We start from the raw sequence: 24,425 nt of genomic DNA, 5'->3' as shown, positions 1-24,425 counted from the left end.
GAAGGCGAGATGCGTATTGCCGTTGGTGGAATTCATACCGAATGCAGCACCTATTCGCCGGTGCTGATGCGTCAGGAAGATTTTCGCGTCTTTCGCGGGACGGAGTTGCTGGAAGCCGAATATTTCAATTTCCTCGGCGAAGGCGGGGCGGAGGTGTTGCCGCTTCTGCATGCGCGGGCGGTGCCGGGTGGTCCCGTGTCGCGCGCGGCCTATGATGTGTTCAAGCAGGAATTCTTGGAGCGTCTCAAGGCTTGCCTGCCGCTCGACGGGCTTTATCTCGCTATGCATGGCGCGATGAATGTCGAGGGAATGGACGATGCGGAAGGGGACTGGATTTCCAGCGCCCGCGCCGTAGTCGGACCGGATGTGATCATTTCCGCCAGCTACGACCTGCACGGCAATGTCAGCCAGTCGATCATCGACCAATTGGATATTTTCGCCGGCTACCGAACTGCTCCGCATATCGATGTGCGCGAGACGATGGTGCGGGCGTGGACTATGCTCATCAAGGCTCTGAAAACGGGCGAGAAGCCCGGTGTGGCATGGGCGAAAATCCCCGTTCTACTGCCGGGTGAAAAAACCTCCACGGAAGATGAACCGGCCAAAAGCCTCTATGCCGTCTTGCCGGACTACGACGCGCGGCCCGGCATTTGGGATGCGAATTTCATGATCGGCTACGTCTGGGCCGATGAACCAAGGGCGACGGCCTGCGCTGTCGTGACCGGGACGGACAGGGAGGCCGCGCAGGCGGTCGCCTCGGAGATTGCGCAATCCTACTGGAATGCCCGACAGGATTTCCGTTTCGGTCCCGTGACCGAACCGCTCGAGGTCATCATGGATATTGCGGAAAAAACAACAACCGGGCCGATCATTCTGGCGGATTCCGGCGACAATCCGACCGGCGGCGGGGTGGGCGATCGCGCCGATGTTCTGGCGGCGTTGATTTCGCGCAATTGGCAGGGCGCGTTGATCGGCGGCATCACCGACAGGCCGGCGGTCGAGGCCTGTTTTGCGGCGGGCGAGGGCGCGGCGCTTTCCCTGAAGATCGGCGGCAGTCTCGATCCCGAAAGCCCTTCCATCACCGTCGAAGCCAAGGTCCTGAAACTGGACGATCCAGGTGCTTCCGATCAGCGGCAGGCGGTCGTCGTCATCGATGGCATTACCGTCATTCTGGCTGCAAGGCGCAGGCCCTATCACATGATCGCGGATTTCACCCGTCTGGGCTTCGATCCGAAGGCGGTAAGGCTGCTGGTCGTCAAGTCAGGTTATCTTTCGCCGGAGCTTGCGCCCATCGCCAATCCCAATCTCATGGCGTTGACGGAGGGGGTTATCAATCAGGATATCGAAAACCTCCCCAATCGCCGCCGGGATGGCGATTTTTACCCATGGAAACCGCATTTCAACTATATCCCGAAACCCATCCTTTCGGCCCGCTGGCGATGACAGCGGTTCGATAGCATTTCATTCAGCGATCCGGCGGTGCCGGATCATCTCAGGCGAACCTTCATGCCGTCGGCTCTTTCCATCGTTTTCAACAATCCGTCGATCCGCATCGGGGCGCTCGCCATCCTGTTCTTCGGATTTTCGAATGCCGCCACCGCCCCCTATCAGGCGGTGATCGGCATTCGCGAAATCGGGCTCAGCAACACCGTCTATTCCCTGCTGATGCTGTTTGCCGCCATCATCAATGTCAGCGCCAGCGTGCTGATGGGCATCGTTGCAGACCGGCTCGGCGAATATCGCAAACCCATGTTGCTGATCGCGCTTTTCGGCGTCAGCGGCTATCTGCTGGTTTATCTCGTTGGTAATGCCACCGCCTTCGTGACCGCGAAGCTGCTGCTCCTGCCGATTTTCGGGGCAATGAACTCTCTGATTTTCGCGCATGTGCGCGCCGATGCCCGCAATCTTTCGACGGGCGACATGATCGCCGTGAATTCGATCATGCGGGCCACGATTTCGCTTTCATGGGTGCTGGTGCCGGGCATCGTCGGTATTTTTCTGGTAAACTCCGGCAATATGCTGATGGCTTTCCTGTTCTCAGGCATTTGCGCGCTTATCTGCTTTCTGCTTGTCGCTTTCTGCCTGCCGCGCACGGCGACGCCGGCATCGGTGAACACGCAGGCACGCTTCGGTGTCCGCGCTTCACTTGCGGAAATCGGGGAGCGACGGGTGCTGCTGCGGATCATCGCCATTGCGCTCATCTGCTCGATGCTGCATCTCAATGATTCCATCCGCTCGCTCATCATAACGGGTCAGGCAAAGGGAACGGTCGCGGATATCGGTATCGTCGCTGGCATCGTTGCCGCGCTGGAAATCGTCTTCATCCTGCTGTGGGGCTGGATCGAAAAAAAGGTGCCGCAAACGCTGACCCTTGCGGCGGGAGCGGGGCTTTATGCCATCTACCTCATCCTGCAGGGGCTCGCGACGGCACCTTGGCATATCTACGCGCAGACCTTGATCAGCGCGCTCGGCGCAGCCGCCATCATTAGTATCCCGATCACCTATCTGCAGGAACTGATTGCGGATCGGCCGGGGCTTGGAAGCTCGCTGATTGCCGTCAACATCTTCCTCGGCGCGGGTTTGGGTGCGCTGATTTTTGCCGTCGGCACGCTCGTCACGAGCTATTCAGGCACTTCAATCCTGGGAGCGGTTGTGGGTCTCGGCGGCGTTTACATGCTCTACGCGCTTGATGGGAAGGGCCGCCGCAGGTAGAGCGTCGGACCGAAAAGTGTGGGCGGTTTTCGGATAAGCCGGCGCGAAAACACGGCACATTCAAAAGAAAGAGGTTACGATGATTCTCGAGATTTGCGTGGACGACGTGGCCGGTCTGGAAGCGGCGGTCAGGGGTGGGGCCGACCGAATAGAACTTTGCGCGGCATTGTCCGGTGGCGGTGTGACGCCATCTGCGGGTTTCATGCACCGGGCGGCGGCCTACGCCCTGCCGGTGAGCGTGATGATCAGGCCGCGCGCCGGGGATTTTGTGTTCACGCGCGACGAAGCCGATGTGATGAAACGCGATATCGATGCGGCGCGCGCGGCGGGGCTTTCCGGCGTGGTGCTCGGTGCCTCGCTTGGCGATGGCTCGCTCGATATTCCCCTGCTCGAAGAGCTGTGCCGCCACGCCGACGGTCTCGATATGACGCTGCACCGGGCGATCGACGTTGTTCCCGACATGGATGAAGCCTTGGAGGCCGCTATCGCGCTGGGCTTCCCGAGAATTCTGACCTCCGGGGGCGCGCGTTCGGCGCTTGAGGGCATCGAGACCTTGGCCCGATTATCCGAGCTTGCCGCCGGGCGAATTGTCATCATGCCGGGGGCCGGGGTGCGTCCACCAGTCGTGCAGACATTGCTGGACCGCTTTCCCATTACGGAGATCCACGCATCCTGTTCCGCCATTCCGTTTTACGATCCGGAAAGCCGGGTGGCGAAACTCGGTTTCACCGGCGCGGGGCGCAAGGGCACCGATGAAGAGGCCGTTCGAGAGTTAAAGGCGATCCTCACCGCTCATCAAAAAGGCGGCGCAAAGCTCTAGCCGCTCCTGCGGCGCCATCGAGATCGAGGTGGATCACGTCCGGTCCCGGCAGGGCCAATGCCGCCCTGATGGCATCGGCCATGGATTGCGCAGAGATATCCTTCTCTTCCAGAACCTGTGCCAGTCCCAGCCGCGCCAGCCGTTCGGCGCGGGCGCTCTGTTCCGTTTCGCCATCGGCCGCAAACGGGATCAGAAGCGAGCGGCATTTTGCCTGTAGAATATCGCAGACGGTGTTGTAACCGGCCTGCGAAACCGAAAGCCGCGCGCCGGCAAGCAGGCTTGCGAAATCCTTGCGGAAGCGGAAGATGGACACATTTTCGGGCGCCTGCGCCGAGATCGCATCGAAATCTGCCTGCGGCATGTTGGGGCCGGTTATGAGACACCAGCTTTTGATCTCTTCCAGCAGAGGCGATGCCTCAAGTGCGGCCCGTATAAGGGCTGCACCAACGGCACCTCCGCCAGCGGAAACGACGATATCGAACTTTTCCGCCGGTTCCGGCGATGGCAGCGGCGCGACGAGGCCGGTATAGACAACGCGCTGGCTGATTTCGCCGGCAAGGGGAAAGGTCTCCTCCAGCCGGACGAAATCCGGATCTCCGTGGACCAGCACCGCGTCGAAATGTTTCTTCACCAGCGACACGGTTTCTTCGTCCCGGCCGGGTTTGGTTTTTTCCTGCAGAATATCGCGCAGCGACGTCATGACGAGCGGGCGTGGTTCACTGTCCTCGATCTCGTGCAGAAGCGGCAGCAATTCGAAACGCACCTGCCTGCGGCCGAAGGGGAAGGCCTCTATGATGACGATATCTGGCTTTGCACCGTGATAGGCGCCGATCAGCATATCCGTTCGAAGCTTCTTGAAGTCGTCATCGACCGGTTTGCCGGAACTATCGACAAGGCCGGAAAAGCTGCCGTCGCTAACGGCGATCGGCGGCAATTCGACATGGCGGATGCCTTCGCCCGGAAAGCCGGGAACCGGGGTGCCGCCTGTCACCAGAACGACATCGAAACCATCTGCCTGAAGGGCATTGGCCACTCGGCTGGCGCGGGCGATATGGCCGATGCCCAGAAGGTGCTGGACGTAGAAGAAAACGGAAGGGCGCTTTTCCGTATCGGTCATGGCGTTTTTTCCCACTCGGTTTCGAACAGCGTCTTCAACTCGGCAATGCTGGTGCGGTTGTCGAAGGCGGTTCGCACACGGTTTTCCGCCGCACTACCCAGACGCTCACGCAATTGCGGATCGGTAATCGCCGTGCGCAGAGCCTCGGCGAAGGCAACCGGATTTTCGGGCTCCGTCAGCAGGCCGTTTTCACCGTCCACGAAGAATTCCGGAATGCCTGATATATTGGTGGAAATGCAGGTCAGCGCCTGGCTGGCGGCCTCGACCAGCACATTGGGAAGACCGTCTCGGTCACCATCGCTGGTGATGCGGCAGGCAAGGGCGAAGAGGTCGGCCTCGCGGTAATTCTCCAGCACCTGTTTCTGGTCCATGGCGCCGGTCCAGACGATCCTGTCGGCGATGCCAAGCTCGTCGGCGAGTTTTTTCAACCCGGCAAGTTCGTCGCCGCCACCGATATGGGTGAAACGCCAATGGATGTCCTGTGGAAGCGAGGCCAAAGCCTGCAACAGAATATCGATGCCCTTTTTCTTGACGGCCCGTCCAACAGTCAAAATCCTGACCGGATCATGAGCGTCCGATCCATCTCTTTGCGGACGCGGCGTGTCGAAATGCGGGAAGCGGGTGAGATCGAGACCGTGATAGCTCAAATGCACATTCTGTTTCACGCCGGAAAGGGTGCGAAGATGCTGAAAGCCGCTTGCGGTGCAGGTCACGGCCCACCGCGCGCTTTCCAGCTTTGCGGCAAGGTCCCGGTCGCTGGAGGTCCAGATATCCTTGGCGTGAGCCGAAATCGTCCAAGGCGTGCCGGTGATAAGATGGGTATAGGCGGCGACCGAGGCAGGTGTGTGAATGAAGTGGACATGCAGCCAACCGGCATCTACAGGCCATTCGTGCGCCAGCACGGCCGCCTGCCCGAAACGGCGGAAGCGGTTGCGGCTGAGATCGTGCGGCAGATCGCTGAAAAACCGACGCAGCGCCTTGGTGAAGCCTGGCTTTTTGCGGCATGCCCACAGGGCCTTCAGCACGCGGATGGGCTCGTCATGCAGATATTCCGGCAGGTAAGTCACGGGTGCGCGGATTTCATCGTGAACGGGGTGGCGTTTTTTATCCGTCGGGCGGCGCATGGACATGAGTTCCAGCGTAAGGCCAGCCTTTTCAAGCCCCAGAAGTTCCTGGGCAATGAAAGTCTCGGACAGGCGCGGATAGCCCTTGAGGAGCACCACGATTTTTTTTGTGTCGGTCACGTTGCGCGTGTCTCTTTTGAAGTGGTGGTTGTCGGGGAGCCGGTCACGCCGTCAGCGTTATTGGCACCTTGTCGCCCTCGGGCGGCAGCCATTCGGCTATCCGTTTCGAAATGTTTTCCAGACCATCGAGCTTCAGGTCCTGCGAATTGACGGAAGGCGGCGCGCGATTCGGCAGCGCTTTAAGAGCTGCCGCCATTTTCGCCGGATTCTCGGCATCCTCAGGTAAAAGCATGTCGAAAAGGCCGAGCTCCGACGCGCGGCTTGCGCGGATAAGCTGCTCCTCCCTCGGCACCGTGCGCGGCACGACGAGGGCAGGCTTGTCGAACGACAATATCTCGCAGACGGTGTTGTAGCCGCCCATCGACACGACGGCCTGAGCGCCGGCAACGAGGTCTTCCATGCGGTTGTCGAATTCGATGATCTCGATGTACGGAATATCGGCAACACTGCTCATGAATCGCTGGCGCTGGTCTGCCGGCATGTAGGGGCCGAGCACCACGAGCGCCTTGTGCGTCAGTTCGCTATCATGACGGTAGGCGTTGATGACGTCATCGATCAATTCGCTGCCGTCACCGCCGCCGCCAGTGGTGATGAGAAGATAGTCGCCCTCCGGCCGGTGCGCCACGGTTTCCGCCTGCGTTTTGGAGCGTTGCAGGAAGCCGACGAAATCCATCTTGTCGCGAACGGTCTGGGGAACGTCGAGCCCCGTCAAGGGGTCGTGGAAGTCCGGCGGGCCATAAATCCAGACGTGGTCATAGAACTTGCCGATCTTGGTCATCACGTCATTGCGCTTCCACTCCGCTTCAAGCAGCTGCGGTGCATCCATGACGTCACGGAGGCCGATGACAAGCTTGGTCCCCTGTCCCTTGAGATACGCAAGCGTTTCCTCCACCTCGCCACGAAGACCCATGGGCTCCTTGTCGACGATGAAGATATCCGGCTGGAAGCTTTCGGCGGTGTGATAGATGATGGAGCGGCGCATCTTCAGTGTTTCCTGAAGATCGATATGCCGGTCCATGGAGGTGTATTCGCCGTTGCGCAGCTTGATGACGCTCGGGATTTTCACGAAATCGACACGAGCGCGATAATCGAAGGCGCCGGCGATAGTCGCACCCGAAATGATAAGCACGTTGAGGCCGCGATAATCCTCCACCAGCGCGTGAGCGATCGTGCGACAGCGCCGCAGATGTCCGAGGCCGAAAGAATCGTGGCTGTACATGAGGATGCGTGCGTCGTTCAGACGGGAGGTCATCGGCCACACCTCTTTTTGCCTTTCCCAAAAAAGGCGATGGCGGAAGAGCAGTTTATCAAGGCGTGTTCCATTTTATCTGAAGGGATCCGCAGCATCACGTAGTCCGTCACCGAAGAAATTAAAGGCCAGAATGACGAGAACAACCGGAATCGTCGGGATGAGAAGCCACGGATATAGCGCAATGACGCTGACGCTGCGCGCCTCCGTGAGCAGAATTCCCCAACTTGTGATCGGCGGCCTGAGGCCGAGACCAAGGAAGCTCAGCGCGGTTTCGCCGAGAATCATGCCCGGTATCGTCAGCGTCGCCGAGGCGATCAGATGTGACATGAAGCCGGGGATAAGGTGCCTGCCGATGATGCGCGGCGTGCCGGCGCCCATCAGTTGTGCAGCCAAAACATAGTCTTCCTCGCGCAATGCCAGCAATTTGGAGCGCACGGCGCGCGCCAGTCCCGTCCAGTCCAGCATGCCGAGAATGATGGTGATGCCAAGATAGACGAGGATCGGACTCCAGGTCACCGGCATGATTGCTGCGAGTGCGAGCCACAGCGGAATGCTCGGAATGGATTGCAGGACTTCGATGATACGCTGGACGATGAGATCGAAAGTGCCGCCGCGATAACCTGCAAGACCGCCGATCACAATGCCGAGAACGAAGCTCATGGCGACACCGAGAAGGCCGATCGTCAGCGAGATGCGCGCGCCGTAGATGATTCGCGACAGCACGTCTCGTCCAAGCCGGTCGGTGCCGAGCAGGAACATTTCACCACCTTCGGCCGGACATACGAGGTGGGTTCTAGCCTCGATCATGCCCCAGAAATGATAGGCATCGCCCTTGCAGAAGAAACGCAGCGGCTGGATATCCGTCGGCACATCCCGGTAGACACGCCGCAGATTGTCCATGTCGAGCGTCATTTCCCGACCATAGACGAAAGGCCCGACAAATTTTCCGTCATTGAAAAGGTGAATGGCCTGGGGTGGGGCGTAGATATGCTCGATATTGCGGGTGTGAAGATTGTAAGGCGCGAGGAACTCGCTGATCAGGATCGAAAGATAAAGCACCACCAGAAAGGCGCCGGACCAGACGGCGATCTTGTGCTGGCGGAACTGCCACCACATGAGCCGCAGCTGCGACGCCTTGCTGAAGGCCGCCATTCCGGACGTATTGGGTTCGATGAGCGACGGGTCGAACGGCGCCGTCGAAACGTAGTGGGGCAGTGCTTCGCCGGATGTCGGGATGGATGAAGTCATTTGACGTTACCACCTCCGAAGCGGATTCTCGGGTCAAGTATGGCAAGGGCGATATCCGACACAAGAACGCCGATCACCGTGAGGAAAGCAAGGAACATCAGGAAGGAGCCGGCCAGGTACATGTCCTGGCTTTGCAGCGCCCGGATGAGCATCGGACCGGTTGTTTCGAGCGACAGCACGACGGCGGTGATTTCCGCGCCTGATATGATAGCCGGCAGGATCGAGCCGATGTCCGAGATGAAGAAATTCAGCGCCATGCGCAGCGGGTATTTGATCAGCACCTTGAAAGGGTGAAGCCCCTTGGCGCGGGCGGTTACGACATATTGTTTCTGCAACTCGTCCAAGAGGTTGGCGCGCAGGCGGCGGATCATGCCGGCGGTTCCGGCCGTTCCGATGATGAGGACGGGTATCCAGATATGTTCGAGAATCGATTTGAACTTTGGCCAGCTCATCGCCTGGTTCAGATATTCCCGGTCCATCAGATGGCCGATGGAGATGCCGAACCAGATATTGGCGAAATACATCAGGATCAGCGCCAGCATGAAGTTGGGGATGGCGATGCCAAGCAGACCTAGGAAGGTCAGGCCGTAGTCGCCCCAGCTATATTTGTGCGTGGCGGAGTAGATGCCGATCGGGAAGGCAAGAATCCAAGTGACGATGATGGTGACGAAGGACACCAGAACCGTCAACCACAGACGGTCTCCCACAACCTCGTTTACCGGGAGCTGATATTCGAAAGAATAACCGAAATCGCCAACCAGCATGCCGGTTGCCCAGCGGAAGTAACGGATCGGCGCCGGCTGGTCGAAGCCATAGCGGACGCGCAACTCCTCGATTTCGGCAAGGTTTGCGGTCTCGCCCATGGCGCGCAGTTCGGCGACGTAGCTTTCGAAATAATCGCCCGGCGGCAATTCGATGATGGTGAAGACCAGCATCGAGATCAGGATCAGCGTGGGGATCATGACGAGGATGCGCTTGAGAATATACCGCAGCATATCAGGCGTCTCCGTCATACCAGAAGGCATCCGGCATGTAGATGCCGAGATACGATGTGGGTTCAAAGCCGAAAAGCGCCTTTTCCGGCACGTTTCGCATGCGTTTGACATGGACGACGGGTTGCAGCGCGCCGTTGACGATGCCGATGGAAAATACCTGCTGCGTGTAGATACCAAGCATTTCCAGCCAGATGGCCTCGCGTTCTTCCTCGGTGACGCTTCTGCGCCATTTTTTCAGGAGATCGAGCAGATGCGCTGCTTCCGGCAGGTCAGGCTCCTTGCCCTCGCGCCCGCCGGACAGATAATGGATGCCCCAGACCGGCCATTGCAACTGGTCGTCGCCGGTGGGCGCAAGGCCCGAAGGCAACATGTCGGGGGTCGGCACGCCATTGTCCATGCCCATCCACACCGACATCAGCACCTCGCCGCCCATGGCGCGCTTGCGGAAGACATCGCGCTGGGTCGGGCGGACCGAAACCGCAATGCCGATATGCCGCCAGTGGTCCGTCACCAGTTCCATCACGTCCGTTTCGAGCGTGCTTTCGCCTGTGGTCTCGACGATGATATAGGCTGGACGGCCGTCCGGCAAAAGCCGGTTGCCGGCGCTGTCGCGCTTATCGAGACCTGCTTCGTCAAGCAGCCTGTTGGCCATCGCCCGGTCGAAGGCACTCCAGGCCTCGGCAAATTCCGGTCGGTAAAGCGGGCTTTCCGGCAAGACGGTGTCGGCGCTTTCCTTGGCCAACCCGTAAAAGCAGACCATGTTGATTTCGTGCCGGTTTATAGCGAGCGACATTGCGCGGCGCACGCGCACGTCCTGGAAACAGCTCCGCCATACAGGATCGGCGCAGTTCAGATTGGGCAGAAGCGCAATGCGCGAACCTTGAGAGCGTTTGTAGAGGTTCACCTTTAGAGGAAAGCGTTTTTCGGCATCCTTCAGGAAGGTGTAGTCGGCGAAATCGAGGCCGAAATATTGCAGATCGCTGTCACCCGACGCCGTCTTGGCCGAGATGATGTCGGAGGAGGTGACGTTCAGCAGGAACCGGTCGAGATAGGGCAGTTGAAGGCCGTTTTCGTCGACACGGTGATAATAGGGATTGCGTTCGAAAACGAACTGTTCGGCCGGTGGCGAAGTCGTATTGCGCCAGGCGTCCAGCGTCGGCAGAGCGGGATTTTCCGGACGGACCTGCCGCGACATCTTGATATGCAGCCCGCTCCAGTCATCCGCCTTGTTCTTCTTGATGAGCTTGGCGAGGTTTTCCGCGGTCTGATATTTGACGTGGAACTGCTTCATGTAGGCGGCGGGCAGGAAAAGCCGAGCAGGCGATGCTGCTGCGAGCTTCGCCAGAAAATCGGGGTTAGGGCCTTCCCAGGTATAGCGCACCGTCAGCCGGTCGATGACTTCGATCTGGGGAGGATTGTTGTTGACCAGCAGTTCGATTGGCGGGCCGCCCTTGTGAATTTCCTTGTTGAGAGCAACATCCTCCCAGAAATACCGGAAATCCTCGGAGGTTAAATCGCTGCCGTCGGACCATTTGTGGCCTTCTCGCAGCTTGAAGGTGAAGATGCGTTCGTCCTGAACGTCGTAGCTTTCCAGAATGTCGGGATGAAGCTCGAATTTTTCGTCGTAACCAACCAGGCGGGCATAGTTGCTGATGGGCATAAGCCGGATATCGCGCTGGCCGCCTATCAGCATGCGCACGGAACCACCGTGTTTTCCGGGCTCCCGGCCAAGCGCCTTCATATCGATGACGCGCGGGTTTTTCGGCAAGCGCTCGGCAATATCAGGCAGCTCACCTTTTTCCCGCTTTTCCTTGAAGTAGGCGGGGTCGGTATAGGCAGCGCGCGCATAGGTCGGCAAAAAGACGGAGGCCATCAAGGCAAGGGTGGTGCGGCGCGTAATCACGAGCGAAGCTCCCTGATGTCGGCATTGCCATTTGCGAGAACGAAATGGCCATCGCCAAGATCGGCAGAGATCATTTCGCCGTCACCCTCGTCGCGAAATTGCTTGCCCCAGTCGAACTTGCCCGTCGCGCTGATCTTGCCGATGGTGCGGAAATCGAGCGGACGGTCGAGATCGGGAAAAGGTACGGCCGCCAGCAACGATTTTGTATAGGGGTGAACCGGAGAGCGCATCATGATTTCCCGCGGCGCCAACTCGACGATGCGGCCCTCGCACATCACCGCCACGCGGTCCGCCATGTAATCCACCACTGCCAGATTGTGCGAGATGAAGAGGTAGGTAAGTCCGAGGTCCTTCTGCAAATCCTTGAGCAGGTTGAGGATTTGCGCCTGCACCGAGACATCTAGGGCAGAAACGGGTTCGTCGCAGATCAGCAGTTCGGGACCCAACGCCAGGGCTCTGGCAATGCCGATACGCTGCCTCTGGCCGCCTGAGAAACTGTGCGGATAACGGTTCAGCGCGCTTTCTCCAAGGCCGATGGCCTTGACGAGATTACGGACTTTTTCCGCGCGGTATTTCGCATCGCCCCGTCCATGGATTTCAAGCGGCTCGCTCAAAATATTGCGCACGGTCATGCGCGGTGAAAGCGATGAGATCGGGTCCTGGAAGACCATCTGTATCTTCGACCGCAATTCCTTTAGATCGCCGTCCCTAGCATTGAGGACGTCGATATCGCCCTGCGACCGGTGAAAGGTCACGGAGCCTTCATCCGGGCGAACGGCGCGCATGAGGATTTTGCTGACGGTTGTCTTGCCGCTGCCGCTTTCGCCGACGAGGCCAAGGCATTCTCCTCGGCGGATTTCAAAACTGACGCTGTTCACCGCCTTGGTGGCATTGGCATCGCGGCGGCTAAACCAGCTGGACTTCCGGGTCGTGAAGGTCTTGCTGATATTCTCCACGGTCAAGAGCGGGCCGGGGGTCTTGTTCACTGCGGCGGTCTTCTTGCCGACAAGGCTTTCGTGGTCGACGGTGATCTCACGAAGCGCCTTCAGCCTCTCACCCGGCTTCATGTCGAAATGCGGCACGGCGGCCATCAGGCCCTTGAGATAGGGGTGGCTCGGTGCCTTGAAAATATCGTCGACCGTTCCGGCTTCCATGATCTCGCCCTGATAGATCACGGCAACCTCGTCGGCGATGTTTGCCACCACGCCGAGATCGTGTGTGATGAGCAGCATGCTCATGTTCAGCCGGCTCTGGAGATCGCGCAGGAGTTTGAGGATTTGCGCCTGTATGGTTACATCAAGAGCCGTCGTCGGTTCGTCGGCGATCAGAAGGGCGGGGCGACAGATCAGTGCCATGGCAATCATGGCGCGCTGGCGCATGCCGCCCGACAATTCGAAGGGATACATGTTCACGACCTTCTTCGGGTTGGAAAACCCTACAAGGTCGAGCGTCTCATACATTTTTTCCGCGCGCTCGGCCGGCGACAGGATGCTGTGGATTCTCAGCGCTTCGTCAATCTGGTTGCCGATCGTGTGCAGCGGCGAAAAAGACGTCATGGGTTCCTGAAAAATCAGCCCGATGCGATTTCCGCGTATAGCGCGGATTTCCCGGCCGTCCTTCGGCAGTTGCAGCAGATCGACGGGGCCGGCTGCGGCATTTGCGGGATCGGTAAACAGCACGCGGCCGTTCACGCGCGCCGTCTTGGGGTGGATGCCCATGATCGTCTGGCCGATGACGGATTTTCCGGAGCCGGATTCTCCGACAAGCGCCGTCACTTTTCCCGGAAGAATGCGAAGGCTGGCACCCCTCACGGCGTCAATCGTGCCACCCATAAGAGAAAACGAGACCCGCAGATTTTCAATACGGAGCAAATCTGCGCCTGCGCTCATGCTAAAGGGTTCCTTGCCGTCTCTCTTTATCGTTGTCTTGTGACAATTTGCTCAGAAGGGCTTAAAGGCACGTTATCGTAGGGTTTGTTGTCTGTCTATGCCTCTGAAACATCGAATTGTTTAGCAAATTCAAAGCCGGCTTCCAAATTGCAATGGCTTGCCTGATGGCTTGTGTTTGGCGATATGTTAACGAACGTTCCCGGGTGAGGATCCATGTCCGACAAGAAATATTACGATGCCCAGCTGGATAGAGCCCGGCAGTTGCAAAACCAAGGACAATATGCGGAAGCGCATGCGCTTCTCTTATCGCTGGTTGCAGTAAAAGACGGGCACCTGATGGGTGAGCGGACAGTGCTCGGTCTGCCGCGCAGGCTGCATGCGGCACGGCTGCGTCTTGCCAAGGCTGAAGGCGATGTGGTCGCGAGGATCGGCTATCAATACACGCTGGTTCCGCCGCCGCAGGTGCTTGCAAAATATGCGCATTTTTCCCCGGAGGAGCACCGCGCTATCAATCTGAAAAGCAGGGAGGACGTGCCGAGGCGCATCCACCAGATTTGGATCGGAGACAAGGCCCCGCCCGTATCGGTCAAGGCTTGGGCCGCCCATGCCGCCTCGCATGGTTACGAATATCACCTCTGGCGGGAGGCCGATCTTGAGCGGGAAGGCGTGTTTTCGAATGACGTCTTCAGGACGATGCTGGAAGACGGCGATTATCCCGGCGCTGTCGATGTGGCCCGCTATGTCGTGCTGGAGCGTTTTGGTGGCATCTATCTTGATTGCGACTGGTATCCGGCGCGGGATGATGCGAGTTTCGATGCTTTCCTGCCACTGGTAGGGCTGACGGCGTTCGATGAAGAAACGCCGCGCGATACCGGGCAGGGCAGCATGCTTCTTGCCAACTCTTTCATTGCGACACCTGCCGGCCATCCGGTCTTCCGCAGGATGCTGGAGGCGTTTCCGAGAATTCTCGAGGAAATGCCGCGTGCGCCAGCCTGGTGGTCGACGGGTCCGCTGATCTTTACCGTCATCGCTCGGGCTGGGAGCATCAGCCTTGCGCCGGCGGGGTTTGTTGCCGCTTCTCTTGCCGATCGCGCCGCGTTGCAGGAGGTCGAAGCTGTCAGGCGCGAAATTGCCACCAAGACGGGTGGTTTGCTTATTGCCTGGAAGTCATGGTGATATCTGGTTGATGAGTTCCGCCGAGGAGCGCCAGCGCGCGGCAGGATGTTTGCCGGTAATTTCGAACAGCCGTTTCAGAAAACGCCAGACGTTGTCATCATGCACGAGATGATGGGTGAGGATGCCGGTCGTGCCGCCGTGCTCCGCAGTCTGCAGGATGCGGGCGGCGGTCTCGGCGAAAAGGATCTCGTGTTCGCGCCCACCGCGGCTGCCGTGCCACTCAATCACGTCGACATGGGTGTTCAGGCAAGGTGGCACGGCGTCTTTCTCCGGGCCGAAAACCGAAAGCGCTCGATATCCGAGGTCCGCCAGTCCCTGCACCACATTGGCATTTATGCGGTTCCACGGCGGAACGAGCACAGGCACGAAACGCCTGCCATGCAGATCGTGCAGTTTTTCCAGCCCGGATTGCAACTCGTCGAGAACAATGGACAGGTCACGGTGTGATCCGAGTTCCTGTTTCTTTTCTTTCTCGGTGGCATAGTTCGTATGGGACCAGCCATGCACGGCGACATGGGCAATGTCAGTCGTATCCAGGTGCTGCGCGAGCTTGTCCGTCGTCATCTCGGGGATAACCGCAAGCGTGACCGGCGCGGAAAAGTTGCTGCAAAGATCGAGCAGCGTGTCGAGCGCCGGTGTCGGTTCCACCGCATCGTCGTCCCTGAGCCAGAGATCGGCCGTTATGCCGCGTCGTCCACATTCATCCAGTGCCGCTACGAGTTTTTCCAGACTCATGATGTTCGTGCCTTTGCTCGCAACAGGATATCGTTCAGTTCTCTTGCGGCGTTTTCCAGAGATCGTTCATTTTTTACGAACTGGCGGGCTGCCCTTGCCAAGTCCTCACGCCGCTTGTCATCGCCGAGCAGAGTTTCGATTGCTCCAGCATAGGCGGCTGTATCATTTTCCGGTGTCAGTAATCCGGTGGTTCCGGATTTTACCACTTCGGGGACGCCGGCCACCGCTTCGGCGATAACCGGCAGGCCCGCAGCCTGTGCCTCGAGATAGGCGAGACCGTAGGCTTCGCCATGCCCCGGCCAGACGTAAACCGATGCTTTTGAAAGAAGTTCTGCGATTTCGTTTGCGTTTTTTTCTCCGTGCCAGACAAGACGGCGATCGGGGAAAGAGCTGAACATGGCTTGCACGGCAGCGCGTTCCGGCCCGTCGCCGATGATATCCAATGTCCAGTTCAAGTCCTGCGGCAACAGCGCAAGCGCTTCGCGAAGCGCGCGATAGCTGTCAAACTTGTCGCCCGCCCGCATCATGGCGACGGTGATGAGTTTTCCCGGTGTGGGGCGCGGAGCAATTTCAAGAAAATTACTGGCATCGATAAAGGGCGCCAACATCGCCGAGCGGAGTGCGGGAGAGGCGCGGACAAGCCCGTCGCGATCACGCGCGGTGAAGCAGATATTGATGGCGGCAGCGTTCAATGCGGCCAGTAACTCGTCCTGAACCGCCTGCCAGCCCATGCCATTGCGCTTGGGGGAATAGGAGGCCTCGGCGGTGACGTAGGCAATACCGAAACGTCTGCTTATTTCCGGCCCGAGCAAGTCCGGGGCCTTGTAATAGGGGTGATAACAAAACCACAGATCCGGCGCGCCTTCCCGCTGCCAGCGCTCCGTGATGGTCTCGATTTCGCGCGTCGCCGCATCGGCAAGCAAGGACCGCGCCGGATCGTCAGCCTGTTTGAGAAAGCTGCGCAGCTCGGAAGCGACGGAAACATCGTGGCCGCCCATCGCCATCGCCTTCATCAGCAGGCGGGCCATCAGCCGGTCTCCGGAGGGAACGGGATGGTTGGGCGATTTGAGCGGTGAATAAAAAGCGATCCTCATCCGGATGGTTGTGCGTCGCCCATGGCTCTGGCGTCAACCGGAATTTGAGAGGGCCGAGCCTTGACAGCCTGACCATTCTTGCCCAACTGAAAGGCATCTTTTGCACATGCGCGGAGCGTGACACGCTTTGACTTCCCCAGTCGTTTCCCAGAACCTGCTTTCCAGCATCGAAAACAAAAGCGCCAAAGCGGCGGTGATCGGCCTTGGCTATGTCGGCCTGCCTCTAGCCATCACGATCGCCAAGGCCGGTTTCAAGGTCGTCGGTTTCGATATCGATCCCGGTAAAATGGTCGCGATCGATGCCGGCCGCAGCTATATCGAGGCGGTTTCGGACGAGGTGCTGGCAAGCGTCAGGCGCGATGATGGCTTCATCGCAACGTCTGATTTTTCCAGACTGGCTGAATGCGATGTGATTGCCATTTGCGTGCCGACGCCCCTGACGAAATATCGCGAGCCGGACCTCTCCTATGTCGAAAAGACCTGCCGGGACATTGCCGCGCATCTGCGCAGGGGGCAGCTTGTGGTGCTGGAATCGACCACCTATCCCGGCACGACCGACGGAGTTGTGAAGACCATTCTGGAAGGTACGGGACTTGTCTCCGGCGTCGACTTCTTCATCGGTTTTTCGCCCGAGCGGGAAGATCCTGGCAATCGCGATTTCGAGACCTCGACGATTCCGAAGGTCGTTGCAGGCGATGGCGAGACTGCCGGAAAACTGATGGCGGCATTCTACGGCTCAGTGGTCAAGAAAATCGTTCCGGTCTCGACAAACGCCACGGCCGAGGCGGTGAAAATCACCGAAAACGTCTTCCGCGCTGTCAATATCGCGCTCGTCAATGAACTCAAGGTCGTCTATGAGGCCATGGGCATCGATATCTGGGAAGTGATCGACGCGGCGAAAACCAAGCCGTTCGGCTTCATGCCGTTTTATCCCGGCCCGGGTCTTGGTGGCCACTGCATACCGATCGATCCTTTCTATCTCACCTGGAAATCGCGGGAGTACGAGTTGCCGACGAGGTTCATCGAGCTCGCCGGCGAGATCAACACCGGCATGCCGCGTCATGTCATCGGACGGGTTGCGGAAGCCCTCGACGTCCGTTCCGGCAAGGCGCTCAGCCGCTCCAAGGTGCTGGTGGTCGGTCTCGCCTACAAGAAGAATGTGCCCGATATTCGTGAAAGTCCTTCGCTGAAACTCATAGAACTTATTCAGGAGCGCGGCGGCGAAGCGGCCTATTATGATCCGCACGTGGCAGAAATCCCGAAAACCCGGGAATATAGCCACCTGATGGGCATGAAATCCGTGGCTTGGGACAAGCAGACCGTCAGCGCCTTTGACGCTGTTCTGGTCGCGACCGATCACGACAGTGTGGACTATGCCGCTCTTTGCGAATGGTCGCCGCTGATTATCGATACGCGAAACGTCTTCGCACGTCGGGATATCGCCGCAAAACACATCATCAAGGCCTGATCGCCTTCTCCCGGGCATTTCCAGCAAAATCGCCATACGCTTTTACTGAAAATGCCCGGCATTCATGAACGGACGGACTATGAGCAGATTGGACAGTTTCATTCGCCGGCTGACCGCGCAGCGCGATATCCTCAACCACGTCAAGGCCGATCTTGATCTGCCTGACGAAGGCGCGATCATGGAAATAGGCCTTGGAAACGGGCGCACGTTCAATCATTTGCGCGAACTGTTTCCGCAACGCCGTATCGTTGCCTTCGACAGGGCCATGGGTGCACACGCCTCTTCCGTTCCGGCGCAGGAAGATCTCGTCATCGGTGAAATATCGGAAACCGCTCCGGCCTTCATCGGTGTGGAGGCGGCCATGGTGCATGCCGATATCGGCACGGGCTACCCCGAAAAGGATGCCATTACCCTGACATGGCTGCCGGACCTTGCCGCGGGCATGCTGGCAAAAGGCGGCGTTGCGGTCAGCGGTCTGCCTCTGGATCATCCCATGCTGAAGCCTCTGCCGGTGCCGGAAAGCGTGCCGACCGACCGTTATTTTCTCTATCGCAAGATTTGAGGCCGGATGGCCCGTCAGAGAGAGCGCCGGGGTTGCCTTATAGGTAGCGCTCGCTCTCTTCTTTCGAGAGCAGGAAAACTTTCATTTGCGAGTTTCTCCCGCGAATGGCGATTTTTTCGCTTCGCAAATCGGCAATCTCCTGTCCCGCCTGAATGATGGCGGGTTCGGAAACGACAATGGCGGCGCCGAATTCCTTGGCCTTGGATTCCAGCCTGCTCGCCACATTCACGGTGTCGCCGATGGCGGTCAGGGTTTTCGCTGCGCCATAGCCCATGACGCCGACGATCGTCGGGCCGGCGTGGATGCCTACTACCACTTCCAGCCGGACGGCAAATTGTTTTTCCAGTCCCTCATTCAGGATTGAAAGCTCCCGCAATATGATAGCGGCGGCCTTCATGGCGTTGCGGCAGGCATTTTCTGCATCGTCACCAAGTCCGAAAAGAGCCATGGCGCCATCACCGATGAATTTGTCGAGATGTCCTCCGGCCTGTTCTACGGCCTGCCCGACGATGGTGAAGTAGCGGTTTAGAAGAAACACGACGTCATATGGCAGTTTCGCCTCGGAAAGCGCGGTGAAATTGCGGATATCACAAAAGAGGATGGCGATCTCCTCTTCCTTGCCCGGCCGTGCCGGTTGCGCATCCGCTGGCAGGTCGCTCTGTTGGGGCGGCGATACCAGAAGCGCTATTCCAATATCCTGGGTGGGCCGCAACTGGCAGCCGAGCCGCACATCTGAATCGGCATGGATGCGCCTCAAAGTGGTTTGTTCGATATCTCCGGGAGGCGGAAGCGGGCCTTTGCTTTCGACAATCCTGACCCGGCAGGTCGAACAGCGTCCTTTGCCGCCGCATACGGAATAATGCGGTACGCCCGCCAGTCTGCTGGCCTCCAGAATGCTGAGCCCGGCAGGGACGCGCGCTTGCGCGCCATGCTCATATCGGATTTCGATAGCCGTCGATCTCTGTCGCCAGCTGCGTACCCCGCGCAAGACGAACACCAGCATGACCGCGCCGACAAAAATCGCTTCCGTTGCGTCGGTAACGAAACGGATACGCGTCTCCATCTCCCGTTGTAACGGTATGTCGTCTCTTTGAACGGTGGTATCTGCAAGCCCGGGAGGAAGTGAGTATTTTCTGTCCACCTCCTCCAGCCAGCGGCCGGCATCGCTGAAGCCCAGAAGCGCCAACAAAGGCAGCATCACCGCCACAGTCATGAATATCCCGGCAATTTTGGGATACCAGTCCCGGTACCGTAACCAGAAAAACAGGCCGATACACCCGTGGGTCCAGATCACGATTAATGCGAGGCTTTGCCACGCGCCGGCCATCGGGTTGTTGATCCAGAGCCGGCGAACGACCGAGTAATATCCCACGTCGATGTTGTAGATCATGTGCGACACGCGAATATTGACGGCGTGGCTGATGATCAAAAACGGGATCGACAGGCCAAGTATGGCTTGCAGCGCTTCGCGAAGCGGCATGCGCAATGTCCGGCGCTGATAAAGCGAGCGCAGGACAAGACAGACGTGCACCACAACCGACCCATAAAACAGCAGGCTGCTGACGGGATTGAGCCAGATCAGGCTGAACCATTTTCGCGCCCGCTCGGCGGTATCGATGGAGATGAGAGCGAGCGAATGGTTGAAAAGATGGGAAAATACAAAGGCAAAAATGATGAGGCCGGACAAGATCCGGGCGCGTCTCAAATTGGTTTCCGAAAAGAAACGGATCATGCAAATCCCATCATGCGGTCATTTGGCGCAGAATCATCATTAAGTGTGCTCTGGTGTCTTTAATGCAGGGTATCTCGTGGCAATATCGTGGAGCAATGGGCCGGCGATGGTCAATTGTGCGTGTTCGAACGTCGGTTCGCCGCATGATACAAATCAGGCTTCGAAAAAGCGTCAAACGCAGGCCAGCAACACGAGATTGGTGACCGCGATCAGAGGTCGATGATCTGGCCGTCCATTGTCGCGAATGCACCGCTGAACTGGGCTTTTGCCTGTTTTTCGATATCGTCCAGCTCATCGTCGCTGCGGCTTGGGGCGTGGTGGATGAAGCCGACATTTTTTGCGCCTGCCAGTTTGGCAAGGCGGATCGCCTCCTGCCAGGACGAATGGCCATAACCGCGATAAAGGCCCATCTCCTCATCGGTAAACATGGCGTCGTAGAGGAAGAGATCGACGTCCTTGATCAGATCAAGCACGTTCTTGTCGATATTGCCCGGTTCATGTTCGGTATCGGTGATGATGGCGAATGACTTTCCCGCCCAGTCCAGGCGATACCCGATGGCGTTGCCCGGATGATTGAGCATTCCAGTTCGAATCGAGAGGCCCGGATGAACATCCAGGACGTCGCCCGGCATAAAGTCACGGGTTGCCATTTTTGCGCAGCAGACTTCCAGCGGTACGGGGAACCATGGCGGGCTCATGAAGTCCTTGAGCATTTCCCGCGTCGTCATGGTGCCGGCAAGATGACCCGACCAGATGGCGACATCGTTGGAGCTATTGTAGAACGGCTTGAAATAGGGAAAGCCGACGATGTGGTCGTAATGGCAGTGAGAGAAGAACAGGTTGACGTCGGTAATACCTTCCGCCCGCAACGCCAGACCAGCAGGGTGTAACCCCGAGCCCGCGTCGAACAAAAGAACATGATCTCCGCATCGTACCTCGATGCAGATGGTATTCCCGCCATATTTTCGGAAGTTTTCACCTGAAACAGGAAGCGTTCCCCGCGCACCCCAGATCTTTACCCGAAAATCTTTATTACCTTCCCGACTTACTATGTCGGAATCGAACGCCATGACACACCCCGATTACAACGGAATCTTGCACGCTTCCTCCCATGAAGCCCGTTGTCTCTACAGATTATTATATCCGCTCTCTTTTGGCGGACGCCCTTACCCTTATTCAGTCAGCATTTCATTTATATTGCAATGGTGCGACATTTATTTTTCCAACATCGCCATCCACGGTAGCAAGAAATTGCGGCTCATGTTCTCGCGTTTGCACGCGCTTTGCTAAGCTCCGTCGTCGTCTGGGTGAGACGTTCGGCAAGAACGCGCATGACCTTGATGGTAATGTCAGGGAAATCGGACATGAGCTTGAAGAACTGTTCCTTGCCGATACGCAGGGCTTCCACGTTGGTAGAGGCGCGCACGGTTGCGGTTCTGACGCTGTCGCAGAGAATGGCGATTTCACCGACGATCGCATTGCCGGTCATTTCGGCCACTTTTAACGTGCCCGACGGAGAATCGACCAGAACATCCACTTTGCCGGTCAAAAGGACGTAAGCCGCATCGCCGACATCTCCCTGCCGGAACAGCATGTCGCCGGTGTGATAGGACACGCGGTCGGATGCGAATGCGAGAAGTTTGAGCTTCGACGGTTCCATTTCCGAAAAAAACGGGACGCGTTTCAGCATTTGAATTTCGTCTTTGAAAAGCATTGCCTTACCCTGTTCTTGTTCCACCTCGGTCACTTTCTTGGATTTATGTTGCGACCATATCCTTGAATGTACCGTTTTCCTGCGCAAGAGTCTCGTAACTTCCATCAGCGCTGATAAGGCCCTGATGGACGACGATGACCCGGTCGAACATGCGCGAGAGCGTCGCATTCGACAGAACCCACACGATCGCCGGGTTATTATTGTTCTGTTTCAGGAATGTGATGACCCGTTCGACAATTTCCTCCTGTTGCCGCGGATCGAGGCCGGGAAGGGGGCGATTGAAGACGTAATAGTCGGACTTGCGGATCAGCGCCCTTGCGAGATTGAGCTTCTGCCGCTGGAGTGGCCCGAGCCGCTTGCCGCCGGCGCCGAGGTTGAAATCCAGACCCACCGCAAGCACACGCTCATAGACGCCCTGCTTGCGCATGACCTCGGCCACGATGTGGGTGATGCGCCGTGATGCGTCGGTATAACGATGGCTGACCTTGCCGAAGAGAATATTGTCCAGAAGGCTGGTGGCACTCATGTATTTCGTCGGATCGTAGATTTCGATCACGTTCTTCAGGCTGTCCGGCAGGTTTTCATGGAACATGTGCCGGACTTCAACGATCCGGTTCATGATTTCCGGTGACAGAAGGCCGAAACGCTGCCGGGGCTCAATGTAGAAGAAGCTCAGCCGCAGCATCGCGCGTCTTTCGCTTTCATTGGCCTCGTCGAAACTCCGGCTCTGAAGACGCTGCAGCATTTGCTGATAGACCGGAACATCGTCGGGCGTCATGAATGTCAGCTGCTGGAAGAAGGGGTGGTCACCCGGCAGGTCGGCGAAGATTTCCACGATGTTTTCGGCAATCGTATACCCCATTTCGAACAGGGTTTTGACGAGGCCGGTTTCGCGCATCAGCGAACGGAAATATTCGCTTTCGATGACGGTCCTGATCGACTGTGATGAGTCGCGCATGGTACCGAACAACAGGTTCTCGCCCACGGTAGCCTCGCTGTTGTAGCTCTCCAGCTCAAACGGAGCGATGAGGCCGCTCAGGTTCTCCTTTTCCAGTTCGGCGCGCAGGACATGTCGCAGTTCCACAATGCGGGCCGCAAGATGCAGGTCGGTCAAAGGGTCGATCGTCGAGCGCAACGCGAATTCCAGAATATCCTGTGAAAGTTCCACGCTGTCGAGCACAGCCAGAACGGCCTGGATGAGGTTTTCCGGCTTGCCGTCACCGGCCGGGCTTGAAGCGTAGTCGATCCATTCGCTGTTGATGTCGATCGTCGGATTGCCCGCAAGCTTGGCTTCGCGGATCTCCCATTTGCGGTGTTCCAGCGCTGCACCTTCGTATTGCTTTTCGACAAGCGGTGCGTGCTTGAGACCGTAAAGCAGATTGTCCTTCAGGCTGGCGTGGAAAAAATAGCTGTCCGAGGACACATAGGAGATGCGACGGCCCGTCAGCGATTCAGGCAATTCCAATATGTCGACGTCGTTGATGCTCACCTTGCCGGAGGTCGGCCAGAGCGTGCGGCCGATAGCATCCGCGAGCGCCTCTGCTCCCGATCCACCGACGATGGCGATCACCTCGCCTGCCTCGATCTTCAACGATGCCTGTTCCAGAAGCCGGCTGCCGCTATCGTCTTCCAGCGTCAGATTGCTGACGACGATCGGTGCGGCAATTGCCGCGACTGCTCCCGGTGACAGTTTTTGCACCTTGTCATCGATCATGTTCGACGCATCGAACTGCTCGAAGACCTGCTCGTATTTTACCTGGACATCCTGACGCGCCTGATCCCAGTCGATCAGCTCCTTCAGCGGTCCTGGCAGTTCCTTATAAGCGTTGATGACGGCAACCAGCTGCCCGACATCGAGGCTGCCCTTGAGCGTGAGATAGCCGCCGAGTGCATAAAAGAAGAAAGGGGTGAGCTGCGCGAGGAAGTTATTGATGAATTTGACCAGAAACTTCCACTGGTAGAGATCGTAGCGGATCCTGAAGATGTCGCCGAGCCGGTGCGAGGCATCGGCACGCTCGAAATTGGAGGTGTCATAGGCGTGGATGGTGCCGATGCCGTCGACCATTTCGCCGATGCGCCCGGCAAGCTGGCGTGCGCTCAGCTGCCGCTGGCGCCCGAGTTCGATGAGGCGACGGCGCATTTTGGGGATGATGCCGACCTGGATGGCGGCCATGAAAGCCGCAATCAGACCCAGCCAGAAATTCTGCACGAGAATGAAGAAGAGTGCCGAGAGCGCCTGACCGCCCAGAAGCGCCGGCTGCACAAAGGCGTCGCCGGTAAATCCGCCCAGCGGCTCGACCTCGTCCTTCACCATGCTGGAGATTTCAGCACCCTTGACCCGCTTGAAATGCGTGGGCGGGAACCGCAGGATCCGATCGATAAGTTCGAAACGGATACGCCTGAGAAGCCGCTCGCCGAGGCGGCCCTTGAAGGTGTTGATATAATATTTGAAAAGCCCGTTGATGACGACAAGCGCAAGGAAGGTGAGGCTGAGCGCCATCAGCATCGACATGCGGTTGAGTTCGAGCCCGGGGAAGAGCGTCACGGTGCCCCAATAGGGAATATCGACCGTGAGATGCATGAAAAGCTGGGTCGCGTTTGCCCCTTCGAAGCCGTCTCCCTGAATAGGCCCGTTGACGATCTGTTTGGGCAGATCGAAGGCGAGGAAATAGGGGATCATGGACAGGGCGACGATCAGCAGAATGAAAAGCTGCTGCCGCTTCGTATGCGACCAGATATAACGCGTAAGGCTTTGTTCCATATA

19 protein-coding genes are annotated in these 24,425 nt (G+C 58.1%); 6 read left to right on the top strand and 13 right to left on the bottom strand.

The features are described 5' to 3' along the window. Positions 1-9: 9 nt before the first annotated feature. The 3 genes from QE432_RS12010 to QE432_RS12000 all read left to right on the top strand — a co-directional run bounded on the left by QE432_RS12010 (position 10) and on the right by QE432_RS12000 (position 3,532). Positions 10-1,443, top strand: coding sequence for a M81 family metallopeptidase (locus QE432_RS12010; protein WP_306624391.1), 1,434 nt, complete (start codon positions 10-12; stop codon positions 1,441-1,443). 63 nt (positions 1,444-1,506) lie between these two features. Next, positions 1,507-2,712 carry an MFS transporter gene (locus tag QE432_RS12005; protein WP_097100908.1) on the top strand — a complete coding sequence of 402 codons (1,206 nt, stop codon included), beginning with the start codon at positions 1,507-1,509 and terminating at the stop codon, positions 2,710-2,712. Between the two features lie 79 nt (positions 2,713-2,791). Next, on the top strand, positions 2,792-3,532 hold the full coding sequence (locus QE432_RS12000) for a copper homeostasis protein CutC (RefSeq protein WP_065663008.1): 741 nt from the start codon (positions 2,792-2,794) through the stop codon (positions 3,530-3,532). Here QE432_RS12000 and QE432_RS11995 read toward each other — a convergent pair. The 7 genes from QE432_RS11995 to QE432_RS11965 form a co-directional block, all read right to left on the bottom strand. After that, positions 3,498-4,649, bottom strand: coding sequence for a glycosyltransferase family protein (locus QE432_RS11995; RefSeq protein WP_111796528.1), 1,152 nt, complete (start codon positions 4,647-4,649; stop codon positions 3,498-3,500). The genes QE432_RS12000 and QE432_RS11995 overlap by 35 nt on opposite strands. Next, complete coding sequence (locus QE432_RS11990; RefSeq protein WP_306624389.1) at positions 4,646-5,893, bottom strand: glycosyltransferase family 4 protein; 1,248 nt, start codon at positions 5,891-5,893, stop codon at positions 4,646-4,648. Before QE432_RS11990 ends, QE432_RS11995 begins: the two co-directional genes overlap by 4 nt. A 43-nt stretch (positions 5,894-5,936) precedes the next feature. Then, a complete protein-coding gene (locus tag QE432_RS11985; RefSeq protein ID WP_003516795.1) occupies positions 5,937-7,145 on the bottom strand; it encodes a glycosyltransferase family protein in 1,209 nt (402 codons plus the stop codon). 72 nt (positions 7,146-7,217) lie between these two features. Then, positions 7,218-8,393, bottom strand: coding sequence for an ABC transporter permease (locus QE432_RS11980; RefSeq protein WP_019566080.1), 1,176 nt, complete (start codon positions 8,391-8,393; stop codon positions 7,218-7,220). Then, positions 8,390-9,388, bottom strand: coding sequence for an ABC transporter permease (locus QE432_RS11975; protein WP_003516797.1), 999 nt, complete (start codon positions 9,386-9,388; stop codon positions 8,390-8,392). The genes QE432_RS11980 and QE432_RS11975 overlap by 4 nt, the downstream gene beginning before the upstream one ends. A gap of 1 nt (position 9,389) precedes the next feature. After that, complete coding sequence (locus QE432_RS11970) at positions 9,390-11,291, bottom strand: ABC transporter substrate-binding protein (protein WP_013636857.1); 1,902 nt, start codon at positions 11,289-11,291, stop codon at positions 9,390-9,392. Beyond that, on the bottom strand, positions 11,288-13,180 hold the full coding sequence (locus QE432_RS11965) for an ABC transporter ATP-binding protein (protein WP_112496313.1): 1,893 nt from the start codon (positions 13,178-13,180) through the stop codon (positions 11,288-11,290). Before QE432_RS11965 ends, QE432_RS11970 begins: the two co-directional genes overlap by 4 nt. A 213-nt stretch (positions 13,181-13,393) precedes the next feature. On the opposite strand from QE432_RS11965, the gene QE432_RS11960 reads away from it, so the two are divergent. Further along, entirely contained in the window at positions 13,394-14,356 is a 963-nt protein-coding gene (locus QE432_RS11960) for a glycosyltransferase family 32 protein (RefSeq protein WP_306624384.1), read from the top strand. On the opposite strand, the gene QE432_RS11955 is transcribed toward QE432_RS11960, so the two are convergent. Together QE432_RS11955 and QE432_RS11950 are read right to left on the bottom strand one after the other, a co-directional pair. Continuing rightward, on the bottom strand, positions 14,348-15,091 hold the full coding sequence (locus QE432_RS11955; protein WP_306624382.1) for a polysaccharide deacetylase family protein: 744 nt from the start codon (positions 15,089-15,091) through the stop codon (positions 14,348-14,350). The genes QE432_RS11960 and QE432_RS11955 overlap by 9 nt on opposite strands. Further along, complete coding sequence (locus QE432_RS11950) at positions 15,088-16,185, bottom strand: glycosyltransferase family 4 protein (RefSeq protein WP_306624380.1); 1,098 nt, start codon at positions 16,183-16,185, stop codon at positions 15,088-15,090. Before QE432_RS11950 ends, QE432_RS11955 begins: the two co-directional genes overlap by 4 nt. 127 nt (positions 16,186-16,312) lie before the next feature. Here QE432_RS11950 and QE432_RS11945 point away from each other — a divergent pair, with 127 nt between their 5' ends. After that, on the top strand, positions 16,313-17,653 hold the full coding sequence (locus QE432_RS11945; RefSeq protein ID WP_306624378.1) for a nucleotide sugar dehydrogenase: 1,341 nt from the start codon (positions 16,313-16,315) through the stop codon (positions 17,651-17,653). 79 nt (positions 17,654-17,732) lie between these two features. Beyond that, positions 17,733-18,215: a class I SAM-dependent methyltransferase gene (locus QE432_RS11940; protein ID WP_003516804.1), complete on the top strand. Its 483-nt coding sequence runs from the start codon at positions 17,733-17,735 to the stop codon at positions 18,213-18,215. 37 nt (positions 18,216-18,252) lie between these two features. Here QE432_RS11940 and QE432_RS11935 read toward each other — a convergent pair whose 3' ends face one another. The 4 genes from QE432_RS11935 to QE432_RS11920 all read right to left on the bottom strand — a co-directional run bounded on the left by QE432_RS11935 (position 18,253) and on the right by QE432_RS11920 (position 24,422). Then, positions 18,253-19,947: an adenylate/guanylate cyclase domain-containing protein gene (locus QE432_RS11935; RefSeq protein ID WP_003516805.1), complete on the bottom strand. Its 1,695-nt coding sequence runs from the start codon at positions 19,945-19,947 to the stop codon at positions 18,253-18,255. A gap of 209 nt (positions 19,948-20,156) precedes the next feature. Further along, positions 20,157-21,017, bottom strand: a complete 861-nt coding sequence (locus QE432_RS11930; RefSeq protein ID WP_019566087.1) for an MBL fold metallo-hydrolase — start codon at positions 21,015-21,017, stop codon at positions 20,157-20,159. Positions 21,018-21,205: 188 nt separating this feature from the next. Continuing rightward, the gene (locus QE432_RS11925) at positions 21,206-21,661 is read right to left on the bottom strand and encodes a cyclic nucleotide-binding domain-containing protein (protein ID WP_003516807.1); all 456 of its coding nucleotides are present in this window, start codon (positions 21,659-21,661) and stop codon (positions 21,206-21,208) included. Between the two features lie 43 nt (positions 21,662-21,704). Further along, positions 21,705-24,422: an ABC transporter ATP-binding protein gene (locus QE432_RS11920; protein WP_003516808.1), complete on the bottom strand. Its 2,718-nt coding sequence runs from the start codon at positions 24,420-24,422 to the stop codon at positions 21,705-21,707. Positions 24,423-24,425: the final 3 nt, after the last annotated feature.

The organism is Agrobacterium sp. SORGH_AS_0745, assembly GCF_030818995.1.
Lineage (GTDB): Bacteria > Pseudomonadota > Alphaproteobacteria > Rhizobiales > Rhizobiaceae > Agrobacterium > Agrobacterium tumefaciens.
This window is presented reverse-complemented; position numbering and strand designations above follow the sequence as displayed.